The following is a 12,055-nucleotide window of genomic DNA, read 5'->3' on the forward strand; positions in this document are numbered from 1 at the left end:
GAGCCGGTTTTGTGTTGGTTATGCCGCCTGCGGTTTAGCGTCTTACAGCGGAAATAAAATGGGTTGATGACGGCGCATTACGCCCGCAAGATGATTAGGCCTCTTTGTTTTTTGTTGTGCTGCCCGTGGTTTGCCGCCCTGTATCCGCGAAATATGAATGCGCGGCAGTCAATCGGCAGCAGCGTGGTTTCAACGGGAATGCGTTTTGAAAACGCTGCCGCAGCCGGTATGGCTATTTCTGTTTCGGCCTGAATGCTTTGCACACCGCCGCATCGGTTTCGATATACACGCCGCCGATCAGCTCGACACAATAGGGAATGGCGGCAAACAGCCCTTCCACTTCGACACTGCCGTTTTGCGTGCGTACGCCGCCCAGGGTTTCGGCGATGGCTTGGGGGCGGCCGGGCAGGTTGACAATCAAACATCTGCCGCGTATGCCTGCGGTTTGGCGCGACAGAACGGCGGTCGGCACATAATGCAGGCTGATCCGGCGCATCTGCTCGCCGAAGCCGGGCATTTCTTTGTCGATAACCGCCAGTGTGGCCTCGGGGGTAATGTCGCGCGGGGCGGGGCCGGTGCCGCCGGTGGTGAAAATCAGATCGCAGCCATCGGTGTCGGCCATGCGCCGCAACGCGGCTTCGATGGCGGGCTGCTCATCGGCAACCAGTGCTTCGGTGAAATGGACAGGGTTTTTAACCGCGGCCTGCAGCCATTGTTTCAGGGCGGGAATGCCTTCATCGGCATACACGCCGCTGCTGGCGCGGTCGCTGGTAGAAACGAGGCCGATGGTAACGGCAGAAAGGGTGGGCGGCATAGTATTTCCTGGGTTGGAGGGGATAAACGGGGTTGATGGATGTTTGCACGGGGTTAGAGCGGTGCGGGTTTCTTTAAATTAAATTTCCTGTCGGGAAAACGCGGGTGTCCGCGAAATTTATTTTTTCCGGTTGCGGGTTGTGCCGCCTTTGCTTTCAGACGGCCTGAAATCATTGTTGCCGGGTTGCGGGCGTTTGCAGGCCGGGTCTTTGCAAAAATGCCTTAATGCCGTCTGAAAGGCTGAAATACCATTATTGGCTCCGCAAGCCCGCCGAGGTAGGCAGAAATCGCGGCAGATAAACTTCTTGTGGTGTTTTTTTGATTCTGCACAGGCTTCAGGCCGTCTGAAACGGGGTTACAAATCTACCAGCAGGCGGCGGATTTTTTCGATGGCGCGGGCGCCGCTGAGATTGCACGCGGTTTCGCGGCCGCTGTTGATGCAGGCGGTGCCGGTTACGCCGCACAGGTGGGCATAGGGCAGTCCGAGTTCGCGCGCGAGCACGGCTTCGGGCATGCCGGTCATACCGATAATATCGATGCCGTCGTTGCGGTAGCGGCGCATTTCGGCGCGGGTGGGCATGCGCGGCCCCTGCAGGCAGCCGTAAACGGCGCGGGCGTGCACGGGTGTTTGGTGGCTTCGGGCGTGTTCGAGCAGGGCTTGGCGCAAGGCGTGGTCGTAAGGCTCCGAAAAATCGGTGTGCACCACTTCGTTTTCCCGGCCTTCGAAAAACGTGCTGCGGCGGCCGAAGGTGTAGTCGACCAAATCATCGGGCACCACCAGCGAGCCGGGTTCGCAGGCATCGTTTAGTGCGGCTACGGAAGACACGGAAACCACGGCTTCGGCCTCTATGGAATGCAGCGCCCAAATATTGGCGCGGTAGTTGATTTCGTGCGGGGCGAGCGAATGGTTGAGGCCGTGGCGGGCGAGAAATACAATGCTGCGGCTGTCGAGCGTGCCCAACAGCAGCGGGCTGCTGGTGAGGCCGTAGGGTGTGCGCACGATGCGGCGCTGGGTGATGTTGAGTTCGGGCATGCGGGTGAGGCCGCTGCCGCCGATAACGGCTATCATGGGCTGCTTTCTTCTTAATGGTGGAGAAATAGAGTGAATCCACTCGGTTTCGGTTGCGGTGTTGCCTGTTTGGGTTGCGGCAAACGATTTTGCCGGCAGCGCAAGCGGCAGCAGAACCGGTTCCGTATTTGCTCTATTGCCCGCAGCGTGCCGCCTTGTGTTGAAAATAAAGCAGATTCAATATATTGCTATATTGCTGCGGTTGGTTTGATGCCGGAAATGTGGATTCGCGCTATTGTAATGGATAAACAGGCCGTCTGAAACGTTTCAGACGGCCTGTGTGTTGCGGTTAGGGCTTAGTGGTTGCTGCAGCCGCAGCCTGCTTTCATGTCGATAACCATGCGGCCTTGAATGGTGCCGTTGCGCATTTCTTGGAAAATGGCATTGGTTTCATCGAGTGTGCGGGTTTGCACCACCGGCACCACAATGCCTTCGGCACCGAATTGGAAGGCTTCTTCCAAATCTTTGCGGGTGCCCACCAGCGAGCCCACCACTTCGATGCCGTCCAGCACGATGCGGGGGATAGACAAATCCATGGTTTCGGGCGGCAGGCCGATGGCGACTACGCGTCCGCCCGCGCGCACGGCATCAACGGCAGAGTTGAAAGCATCGCGCGAAACGGCGGTAACTACTGCTGCGTGTGCGCCGCCCACTTTCTCCTGAATCACTTCGGCCACGTTTTCTTTGGCAGCGTTGACGGTGAAGTCGGCGCCCACTTCTTTGGCCAAAGCCAGTTTGTCGTCATTGATGTCGATGGCGATAACGTGCGCGCCGAACACTTTTTTTGCATACTGCACGCCCAAGTTGCCCAAGCCGCCTGCGCCGTAGACGGCAATCCATTGACCGGGGCGCACGCCGGAAACTTTGATGCCTTTATAGGTGGTTACGCCGGCGCAGGTAATCGAGCTGGCTTGGGCGGGATCCAAACCTTCGGGCACTTTCACGGCATAATCGGCATCCACGATGCAGTGGGTGGCCATGCCTCCATCGGCGGTGTAGCCCGCGTTGAGCACGGTGCGGCAGAGGGTTTCGCGGCCGGTGTTGCAGTATTCGCAGGCGCCGCAGCTTTTAAACAGCCAGGCAATGCTGACACGGTCGCCTTTTTTCAGGCGGGTTACGCCGGGCGCAGTTTCGGTTACGATGCCGATGCCTTCATGGCCGAGCACGCGGCCGGGCTTTTGGCCGTAGTCGCCGGCGGCAACGTGCAGGTCGGTGTGGCAGACGCCGCAGTATTCCACTTCCACCAAGGCTTCGTTGGCTTCCAGCGGGCGGATTTCGCGCTCGACAATATCTACATTGCCATCGCTGTTTTGGGTAACCACTGCTGCTCTCATTTTCATGGTGCATTCTCCTGATTTAGGTGATAAACGAAGAAACGGCGGCGGTTGCGCGGCAGCGGAGCCTGTGCAGACCGCATCTGCTTCTGAAGCGGGAGTATGCGCCTTTTCCCGCCGGGAATCAAACTTATTTTTTTGTAAGTTATTGAAGTTAAAATATTTAGTGTTATAGTATAACGTTTTTTTCGACACAAGGCGTAACCGTGTTTTTTGCGGGATTTTCGCAGTGCCTGACAAAGCATGACTACATTTTGCCCAAGCATTGCCGCACCATCGGGCTATGGCCGGCCACTCAAATCCATACAAGACGGCAGAGGGTAGGTGGCGGGCAAAACGGGTTGGGACTGCCTTTGGTTGAAAGGGCTGGGTTGTGAAGGCGCGCATTTCCGATATGGGGCGGCAACGGAGCGGATTCACTTTATGGTGGTGCCGGCGGCAGTGTGCCGTCTTTCGTTGCAAATGTCAGGCTACCGCCAATCGGGGCGGGCAAAAGCCCGGGCCGTCTGAAAGGTTTCAGACGGCCTGAAGTGTTGAAATCCCGGTGTTGTTGATACTTTCCGTTTTGCTTGAATACCGCTTGGGGGAAGTGTTGCCGGAAATGCCGAAAGGCCGGGCGGAGCCGCCTCGTTTTTGCGCATACGCAAAATCACGAAACCATCGTTTCAGCAAAACAAAGCGGTTCGGTATAAAAAGTGTAAACACTCCGGCCTTTTCCAGCACTTAAACTTTTGCCCATTCCCAAAGCCCCAAGAAATTCGGCTGCCGCTGTTTCCGCCGGCGCGGAAGTTGGGGGCATCTCGATATTGGTTTGGACTGTGTTCCAATATTTTCATTTGGATTCCCGCCGGCGCGCAGACAGTGCAGCAGGCGGTTGTTAAGCTTTTCAGACGGCATCGGGGGTGTTTTTTGCACAAGCCCCTGCCTGAATATATTTTGCCGGCTTCGGGACTATTCCCATTCTTCTCCACCGTTCCAGCCGTTTTTCAGGGCGGTTTGAATGGTGTCGGTGTCGAAGCCCCGGTAAGCGAGAAAGCGTGCCTGCTTTTGCTTTTCTTTCAAATCGGCGGCAGGGGCTTTGAATTTTTTGCGCAGCACGGCAACGGCGGTTTGTATTTCGCTGTTGCGGTCGGGCAGAAAACTGCGGGCGGTGTCTTCACTCACGCCTTTGGCCTGCAAAGCCTGTTGCAGGCGCAGGCGGCCGTGCCGGCGGCTTGCGCTGTGTATATAGCTTTCGGCGAAACGATCGTCAGACTGCAGACGGCTCTCGACCAGCCCGTTTAACAGCGTTTCGAGTTCTGCCTCGCTTTCTGCATAAGGCGCGAGTTTGCGCTTGAGCTCGGCGCGGCTGGTTTCGCGGCGGGCGAGAATGTCGAGGGCACGGGTGTACAGGGATTTTTGCGGTTTCATGGCGGGATAAAACGGTTGGAAGGAATGTTTGCGGCCGTCTGAAAAAGGTTTCAGACGGCCGCAAACATTATTCGTGCTGCGTTTTCTGCGGTTGCAGGTTTTCGTAGATTTCGGGCAGCGAGCCGACCAGCCAATCGGGCTGGGTGGCGGGGTTCTGCGAGAGCTGGGTCATGTCGCCGTAGCCGAAGGTTACGCCCACGCTCAGGCAGCCGGCGGCTTTGGCGGCGAGAATATCGTTGGCGGAGTCGCCCACCATCAGCATATCGGCGGGGGCGGTGCCGAGCACTTCGGCGGCGTGCAGCAGCGGCAGCGGGCTGGGTTTTTTTTCGGGCAGGCTGTCGCCGCCGAGTATCAGGCTGAAATAGTCGGCCAGGTGCAGTTGTTGGAGCAGCTCGGTTGCCAGCACTTCGTTTTTGTTGGTAACCACCGCCAGCGGAATGCCCAGCGATCTGAGCAGAGCCAGGCCGGCTTCGGTTTCGGGGTAGGGGCGGGTGAACACGCTCAGGTGTTCGCGGTAGTAGCGGATAAAGAAAGCAAACGCCTGCTCCCAGCGGCCTGGCTCTGCTTGACCGTTGCGGCTGTCGGTGAGAACGCGGTGGACAAGGCTGGCGATGCCGTCGCCGACATAGTTTGCTACGGTGTGTTCGGGCAGCGGCGGCAAACCCATGTGTTGGCGGGTGGCGTTGGCGGCAGCGGCAAGGTCGGGCACGGAATCGCAGAGCGTGCCGTCCAAATCAAAGGCAACGGCTTGAACATGTTTGATGGCGGGTATGGTCATGGTGGTTTGCAGGTTGGGAAGGGGATTGGATTGTAGCACAGGGCAGGTGGGGCGCAACGGCTGTGCAGGGTTGTTTGAAGATTATCGTGCGCCCACTTTATTCCCGTTACGGCATGATTTCCGCTGCCGTGTTGCTGGGCTTTGGTCAAAGGAAAGGTTGTGCCGGCCGCGAGCGGTAACGGAACCAGCTCGGTGCTGTTTGCAGACTGCGGCCCGGTATTGAAAATGCAGCGTATTTATAGACCGTCTGAAATGAAAGGCCGTCTGAAAACGGCTTTCAGACGGCCTTTTACCGTTGCCAGATTCAAAACGGCATCATACGGAGTTTATTTGCCGTTTCTGCCGATACGGTGTGTGCGTGTAACCGGATATTTCAGACGGCTGCAGAGAATACTGTCCCTGCTATGGGCAAGCAAGCCTTCATGCTGTCTGAAAGTTTGAAATAGCGTGATTGCCGCACAGGCGGGCGCTTGAATGAAAATATTGAAGCATTGATTCAACAGATAATTGGATGCCGAATCCCCAACTTGTGTACCGGCGGAAACTTGTGCTCAAAGCGGGAGACACTCGAGATTGATGCCGTCCCTCCCCCCCAAAAAAAACTTCCGCGCCGGGGGGGGGGGGGGGGAACAGGGCAAATAAATTTTTTGCGGTGTTTTGAAGGTGTGAAGGTTTCCGCCGGTGTGGCCGGCATCGTACGCACCGCCATACAGAGCTCGGGACCGGTTGCTGTTGTTTTTTAAGTAAAATATTGATTAATAAAATAAAAAAACACCCCCGGTATGGCGGCGGGTTCAGACGGCTTATTCGATATTCTGCACCTGTTCGCGCATCTGCTCGATCAACACTTTCAATTCCACCGATGCTTGTGTGCATTCGGTAGCGATGGCTTTGCTGCCCAGCGTGTTGGCTTCACGGTTGAGTTCCTGCATCAGAAAGTCCAAGCGTTTGCCCACGCTGCCTTTGGCGGTGGTAACGATGCGGCGCACTTCGCCGATATGGGTGCGCAGGCGGCTGAACTCTTCATCAACATCGGATTTCTGCATAAACAGGGCAAACTCCTGCTGCAGGCGGTCGTTATCGATGTTGGCCACCGCTTCTTTCAGACGGCCTTTCACTTTTTCCATATGCGCTTCGAGCAGGCTGGGGAAAATGCTGTTTAAGCGGTTGATGATGTTTTCCATTTCGTCCAAGCGTTCCAGCAGGTGTTGCGCCAGCTTTGCGCCTTCGCGCCCACGGGCGGCGGCAAAATCGGCCAAGGCCTGTTGCAGCAGCAGCTGAACGGTTTGGGCGAGGGCTTCTGCATCTTCGTTTTGGCCGGCGAGCACGCCGGGAAATTTTAAAATGTCGGCCACGGTGAGTTTGCCCAAGCCTTCGTATTGTTTGCGCCATTGCGTGTTGAGGCCGGCCAGTTGCGCGGCCAAATCCTGATTCACGCTCAGGCTTTGCGCATCGGGGGCATTGTCTTGAACTTGGATGCGGCATTCGATTTTGCCGCGCAAGGCCTGGGCGGTGATGCTTTCGCGCAGGCTGCTTTCGAGATGGCGCAAGTCTTCGGGCGTGCGGAACTGCACATCGAGGTAGCGGTGGTTTACGGCGCGCAATTCCAAGTTGATGCGCTTGGTGCCGCATTCGCCTGCGGCATTGGCAAAGCCGGTCATGCTGTGGATGGCCATGGTGTTTTACTCCGGGTGGTGTTTATTGTGGGGGTAATCGGTTTTCGTGAGCCGGTTAAGGTGTAGCAGCACCGCAGCGGATTCATGCTGCGGGCGGGATGGGTCGGAATATACCATATCTGGGCGTGTTATAATCCGCACACATTGAAACATTGAATATGAGGACAAAACAATGGCTGCCTACACCCGCACCGCCCGCGCTGCCGATGCTTTGCGCGAAATCCGCATCACTCCCGGTTTTCTGCCCCATGCAGACGGTTCGGCACTCATCGAATGCGGCAACACCAAGTTAATCTGTACCGCATCGGTTGATGAGGGTGTGCCGCCGTTTCTGCGCGGCAAGGGGCAGGGCTGGATAACGGCGGAATACGGTATGTTGCCCGCATCCGCCGCTTCGCGTATGCGCCGCGAGGCGGCGGCCGGCAAACAGAGCGGGCGCACACAGGAGATCCAGCGTTTAATCGGCCGCTCGCTGCGCGCGGCGGTAGATTTGGCAAGCTTGGGCGAGCGTCAGATTATCATCGACTGCGATGTTGTCCAGGCCGATGGCGGCACGCGCACCGCCGGCATCACAGGCGCATTCGTGGCCTTGCAGATGGCGTTGGACAAATTATCGGCGGCGGGGCTGCTGCCGCACAATCCCGTGCGCGAAGCAGTGGCGGCGGTGTCGGCAGGCATAGTGGGCGGGGTGCCGCTGCTGGATTTGGACTACATCGAAGATTCGGGCTGCGAAAGCGATGTCAATATGGTGATGACGGCTTCGGGCAAAATCATCGAAATACAGGGCACGGCAGAAGGAGCGCCGTTCAGCGTAGAAGAATTGGGCGCATTGATTAAGCTGGGGCAGAAAGGCATAGCCGAATTGGTGCGGCACCAGCAGCAGGCCTTGGCAACTGCCCGCCGCTGATGCGGCACAGGCATCTGCCGCCGAACCCGTCTGAAAAACGTATCCAGGCCGTCTGAAAAAACCAACCGCGCTTTCAGACGGCTCACACCCTGAATCAAACCTATGATAAACAAACATATCCTGCTCGGCATCAGCGGCGGCATCGCCGCCTATAAATCCTGCGAACTCGTGCGCCTTTTGAAAAAGCAGGGCCACAGCGTAACCGTGGCGATGAGCCGCGCTGCCACCGAATTTGTTTCACCGCTCACTTTTCAGGCCTTAAGCGGCAACCCCGTGCTGACCGAAACCCACGGCGGGGCATCCGGCGGCAACGGCATGGCGCACATCAATCTCACCCGCAGAGCCGATGTGTTTCTGATTGCCCCCGCCAGTGCCAACACCATCGCCAAAATCGCAGGCGGCATTGCCGACAACCTGCTCACCAACTTGGCCGCCGCGCGCAAATGCCCGCTGGCCGTTGCCCCGGCAATGAATGTGGAAATGTGGTCCAACCCTGCCAACCAACGCAATATTGCACAGCTGCGTTCAGACGGCATCACCGTGTTCCAGCCCGCTGAAGGCGAGCAGGTTTGCGGCGAAACCGGCGTGGGCCGTATGCCCGAAGCCGCCGAGCTGGCCGATTTGCTGCCCGATATGTGGAGTGCCAAATTATTGCAGGGCAAAAAAGTGCTGATAACGGCCGGCGCAACATTTGAAGCCATCGACCCCGTGCGCGGCATCACCAATATTTCCAGCGGCCAAATGGGCATGGCGATCGCCCGCGCCTGCCGCGCCGCCGGAGCGGAAGTGTCGCTGGTTTACGGCCAGATTCAAACAGGGTTACCCACCGGTTTGGCGCACGCCGAGCAGGCGGTGAGCGCCGAAGCCATGTACCGCGCGGTGATGAACCACATCGGCGGCCAAGACATTTTTATTTCCGTGGCCGCCGTAGCGGACTATAAAGTGAAGAACAGCAGTGCACAAAAACTGAAGAAAACCGCAGACGGCACCCCGCCCCTTATCGAACTGGCCGAAAATCCCGACATCCTCGCCGCTGCCGCCTCGCTTTCCAACGCCCCCTTCTGCGTGGGGTTCGCCGCCGAGAGTGAAAACATGCTCGAACATGCACGCGCCAAACGGCTGAAAAAAAACATTCCCATGTTGGTAGCCAACGATGTAGCAGTAGCGATGGGCAAAAGCACCAACCGCATCACCATCATCACCGAAACCGGCGAAACCACGTTTCCCGAAACCGATAAAGACCAAGCAGCTGCAGAGATTGTGAAGACAATAGCGCAAAGCGTCTGATTCGGAGGGCGGAAGATTTTTTAATCTATAAAATACGGTTGATTAATTTTGACAAAGACCAAGCAAAGGGATGGCTATGCAAGTATGGTAGTAGTGTTGTAATACTGTATCAATCTAAATTTAATCTATCAGAATAATTATTTACTCTATTACAGCGTTGTGCTGTACCTTAATCTAAAGAGCAGAACAGCTAGATAAACTGTAAAAGTGGCAATATCATCGGTTCTATACCAGCGATATTGTCTGCAACTTATCACCTTATCAAAATTGAAACAAGGAAATTTGATTATTTTAGAGGCTGAAGTAGATTAGCCCTAAATACCACACCAATCCCGCAAGATTTTCAACTGCTCACTTGGTGTGCCAAAGTTAAAACGAAACCCGCATTCTTTCAAGAATAGGGGAAAAGACTTTCGGTCGATTTCGTTGTATTTGCGCAGCACACGCTTGGCTTGATTCCAAAAATTCCCAATGCCGTTGATGTGGTTTTGCCTCTGGGCAAATGTCTTGCCGTGGTTAATCCTATGGTGGTGAAAACCGCCGACATCCAGGACATCATCGCTGCTTAAACTGTCGGTATACACCACACTGTCCGGCATGATTTTCTTCGCAATAACAGGCAGCAAACTCTCTTTTTTGGCGTTATCCACGACCACGGTATAAACCTTGCCGCCACGTTTGGGAATACCGAAAACCACCACTTTGCCTGCGGCTCCTGTGCCGCGTTTTCCTTTGCGCTTACCGCCGGAGCAGTGCTCATCTGACTCTACGGAACCTTCAAAAACCTGATGCCTCCAAGGCCGAATGATGGCTGATGACGAGGCGGATTTTGCAGTAAAAGAGTATGGCGGTGTTGGGCCGGATACCCAAGACATCGGCAGCCGAACGGCGGTAACTTCCGGCACAAAATATCTGAGTAGTGTCCTCTGTGCTTTTTTGCTTAATTTACAGTTTGTTATCTTCATTTTAGCAGCCTGTCATGACTGCTAATCTACGTTAGCCCCTTTATTTTAAGGTTGGCTTTTGCTGGTGCAGGAGTGGTGATAATCTGATGTTTCAGACGGCATAGTAAATTTTGTAAAATTTTCCGGCCGTTTTATTCCCGCAATGCTGCTACTAGAGCGTTTAATACCGGTGAGCTTATGTGGTGGTTGGGGTAATAAAGATAATAGCCGTCATAGCTTATTGCCCAGTCATCGAGCACGCTTACCAGTGCGCCGCTTGCGAGCTCTCTGCTGACGATGTCGTCAAACACGCAAACCAGTCCTAAATCTGCCAGTGCGATTTGTTTGAGCAGCTCGCTGCTGCCGTCGGCCAACAGCCGGGCCTGTGGGTGGAATTGTAGGGTTTTGCCGCTTTTGGGATGGCGGAGATCCCATGTCCAAACGGCACCGGTGGTGGGCTGCCTGGAAGAATGGCATTCGTGGGCAGACAAATCAGCAGGGGTTTGCGGTGTGCCGTGTGCCGTGTGTGGACAGATAGGCAGGGCTGGCGATAATGCGCATGGTGAGCGGCGGGGAAATGCGCACGGAAACCATATCTTGCGCGATATAGCCGCCCAGTCTGATGCCGGCATCGAAGCGTTCGGCAACAATATCGACCATGCGCGGTTCGCAGGCAGGTTCGAGGCTGATTTCGGGGTATCGGCGTATAAATGATTGTAGTTTTTTCCACAATACATAGCGGAAGGCGTGTAGGTTGCCGTTGATGCGCAGGCTGCCTCTGAGCGTGTTGCGGAAGTTGCCGAGATTATTGAGGCCGGCATCGATGGCTTCAAACAGGGGGCGAGATCGGTATAAAGCTGCCTGCCTGCTTCGGTAAGCGAGATGCTGCGGGTGGTGCGGTGAAACAGCCTGATGTGCAGCCGGTTTTCCAGTGTGCGTATGGCGTGGCTCAATGCAGAGGCGGAAACGCCCATCTGTGCGCCTGCTTTGGTGAAGCTGCCGGTTTGTGCTACCGCAATAAAGGTGCGCAGGTCGTTGAGGTTTTCTTTTATGGTGATCGGCAAATTTATTTCACAAGTGGTGTGGTTTTACCCGTTAAAGGAAACGGGTAACGGCTGCAATGCGCTATAGTAGATTCATTTTAAAATGATGATGGCGGCAGCTTTGCACTGCCTGTAGCTTTCTGCTTTGTGTTTGTTGGCGGGCCAGTCGTATCAGGCCGTCTGAAAGATTTTTTTCAGACGGCCTGAGTTTTTCTGATGCGGGAAAACTGCATACGGAGAAGCCGATAATAAATAAATTATATTTAAAAATTAATTAGTTATTTGTTAGCCGCGCGCCATCATGCCGCAGTTTGATGGGCGGGATTGCTGCAGCCTGCTTTAAAACGATGATGCGCTGCTTCCCCTTATCGTGCTGCCTGCGGCTTTCTGCTTTGTGTTTGTCGGAGGATTGGCCGTATCAGGCCGTTTGAAAGATTTTTTCAGACGGCCTGATAGTTTCGATGCGGGGCCGGTATAACCGGTATGGGAACGATTCTGCTGCTGCCTCGGGGATGACTGGCATGGCTGTTCTCTTCGATTGAGTCACAATAATGCCGCAGTGCGGCAAGTGGGGCTCGGTTTTTTCCGACTTCAAATGATGGTAGTGGCCCGCTTTGCTGTTAATTATCGTTGGATTAAATTGAAATCGATGCGGCTCTTGCCTTGCCGCAGCTTGCAGCGTTTGCGGGTTGCCCGCGCTTTGTTTTGTCAAACTTAAACCTATGGCAAGATAAATTCTGCCAAGAACCCGGCCTAAGTTTATCGGTAAGCATGCTGAAGAAGTTGGGCTGCCT

The 12,055-nt window shown here is 55.4% G+C and carries 11 protein-coding genes and 1 pseudogene; 3 read left to right on the forward strand and 9 right to left on the reverse strand.

Annotated features, from left to right (window positions below):
* Positions 1-232: 232 nt before the first annotated feature.
* Together mog and H7A79_RS02095 are read right to left on the reverse strand one after the other, a co-directional pair.
* Positions 233-814, reverse strand: a complete 582-nt coding sequence (gene mog, locus H7A79_RS02090) for a molybdopterin adenylyltransferase (RefSeq protein WP_187000910.1) — start codon at positions 812-814, stop codon at positions 233-235.
* 354 nt (positions 815-1,168) lie between these two features.
* Positions 1,169-1,882, reverse strand: coding sequence for an S-methyl-5'-thioinosine phosphorylase (locus H7A79_RS02095; protein WP_187000911.1), 714 nt, complete (start codon positions 1,880-1,882; stop codon positions 1,169-1,171).
* A gap of 33 nt (positions 1,883-1,915) precedes the next feature.
* On the opposite strand from H7A79_RS02095, the gene H7A79_RS02100 reads away from it, so the two are divergent.
* Positions 1,916-2,143, forward strand: coding sequence for a hypothetical protein (locus tag H7A79_RS02100; RefSeq protein WP_187000912.1), 228 nt, complete (start codon positions 1,916-1,918; stop codon positions 2,141-2,143).
* Positions 2,144-2,178: 35 nt separating this feature from the next.
* Here H7A79_RS02100 and adhP read toward each other — a convergent pair whose 3' ends face one another.
* The 4 genes from adhP to H7A79_RS02120 form a co-directional block, all read right to left on the reverse strand.
* Entirely contained in the window at positions 2,179-3,222 is a 1,044-nt protein-coding gene (gene adhP / locus H7A79_RS02105) for an alcohol dehydrogenase AdhP (RefSeq protein WP_167743031.1), read from the reverse strand.
* Positions 3,223-4,167: 945 nt separating this feature from the next.
* Positions 4,168-4,626: a recombination regulator RecX gene (recX, locus tag H7A79_RS02110; protein WP_135034323.1), complete on the reverse strand. Its 459-nt coding sequence runs from the start codon at positions 4,624-4,626 to the stop codon at positions 4,168-4,170.
* A 67-nt stretch (positions 4,627-4,693) separates the two neighbouring features.
* Entirely contained in the window at positions 4,694-5,404 is a 711-nt protein-coding gene (locus H7A79_RS02115; RefSeq protein ID WP_187001593.1) for a phosphoglycolate phosphatase, read from the reverse strand.
* Positions 5,405-6,207: 803 nt separating this feature from the next.
* Positions 6,208-7,080, reverse strand: coding sequence for a YicC/YloC family endoribonuclease (locus H7A79_RS02120; protein WP_246408033.1), 873 nt, complete (start codon positions 7,078-7,080; stop codon positions 6,208-6,210).
* Positions 7,081-7,252: 172 nt separating this feature from the next.
* Here H7A79_RS02120 and rph point away from each other — a divergent pair, with 172 nt between their 5' ends.
* Together rph and coaBC are read left to right on the forward strand one after the other, a co-directional pair.
* Positions 7,253-7,987: a ribonuclease PH gene (rph, locus tag H7A79_RS02125; protein WP_135034321.1), complete on the forward strand. Its 735-nt coding sequence runs from the start codon at positions 7,253-7,255 to the stop codon at positions 7,985-7,987.
* Between the two features lie 105 nt (positions 7,988-8,092).
* Positions 8,093-9,274 (forward strand): bifunctional phosphopantothenoylcysteine decarboxylase/phosphopantothenate--cysteine ligase CoaBC, encoded by a 1,182-nt coding sequence (gene coaBC, locus H7A79_RS02130; protein WP_187001595.1) that lies wholly within the window; start codon positions 8,093-8,095, stop codon positions 9,272-9,274.
* A gap of 314 nt (positions 9,275-9,588) precedes the next feature.
* Here coaBC and H7A79_RS02135 read toward each other — a convergent pair.
* The 3 genes and pseudogenes from H7A79_RS02135 to H7A79_RS02145 all read right to left on the reverse strand — a co-directional run bounded on the left by H7A79_RS02135 (position 9,589) and on the right by H7A79_RS02145 (position 11,973).
* Positions 9,589-10,239: pseudogene (locus tag H7A79_RS02135) on the reverse strand (IS1595 family transposase).
* Between the two features lie 131 nt (positions 10,240-10,370).
* Positions 10,371-11,282 carry a LysR family transcriptional regulator gene (locus tag H7A79_RS02140; RefSeq protein ID WP_214646398.1) on the reverse strand — a complete coding sequence of 304 codons (912 nt, stop codon included), beginning with the start codon at positions 11,280-11,282 and terminating at the stop codon, positions 10,371-10,373.
* A 397-nt stretch (positions 11,283-11,679) separates the two neighbouring features.
* Entirely contained in the window at positions 11,680-11,973 is a 294-nt protein-coding gene (locus H7A79_RS02145) for a hypothetical protein (RefSeq protein ID WP_187000913.1), read from the reverse strand.
* Positions 11,974-12,055 lie beyond the last annotated feature (82 nt).

This window comes from Neisseria musculi (assembly GCF_014297595.2).
In the GTDB taxonomy this organism is placed as follows: domain Bacteria; phylum Pseudomonadota; class Gammaproteobacteria; order Burkholderiales; family Neisseriaceae; genus Neisseria; species Neisseria musculi.

What these genes read in the sequence shown, in the direction of transcription:
- mog (WP_187000910.1), bottom strand. Translation starts at nt 814, where the DNA reads ATGCCGCCCACCCTTTCTGCCGTTACCATCGGCCTCGTTTCTACCAGC.
- H7A79_RS02095 (WP_187000911.1), bottom strand. Translation starts at nt 1,882, where the DNA reads ATGATAGCCGTTATCGGCGGCAGCGGCCTCACCCGCATGCCCGAACTC.
- adhP (WP_167743031.1), bottom strand. Translation starts at nt 3,222, where the DNA reads ATGAAAATGAGAGCAGCAGTGGTTACCCAAAACAGCGATGGCAATGTA.
- recX (WP_135034323.1), bottom strand. Translation starts at nt 4,626, where the DNA reads ATGAAACCGCAAAAATCCCTGTACACCCGTGCCCTCGACATTCTCGCC.
- H7A79_RS02115 (WP_187001593.1), bottom strand. Translation starts at nt 5,404, where the DNA reads ATGACCATACCCGCCATCAAACATGTTCAAGCCGTTGCCTTTGATTTG.
- H7A79_RS02120 (WP_246408033.1), bottom strand. Translation starts at nt 7,080, where the DNA reads ATGGCCATCCACAGCATGACCGGCTTTGCCAATGCCGCAGGCGAATGC.
- rph (WP_135034321.1), top strand. Translation starts at nt 7,253, where the DNA reads ATGGCTGCCTACACCCGCACCGCCCGCGCTGCCGATGCTTTGCGCGAA.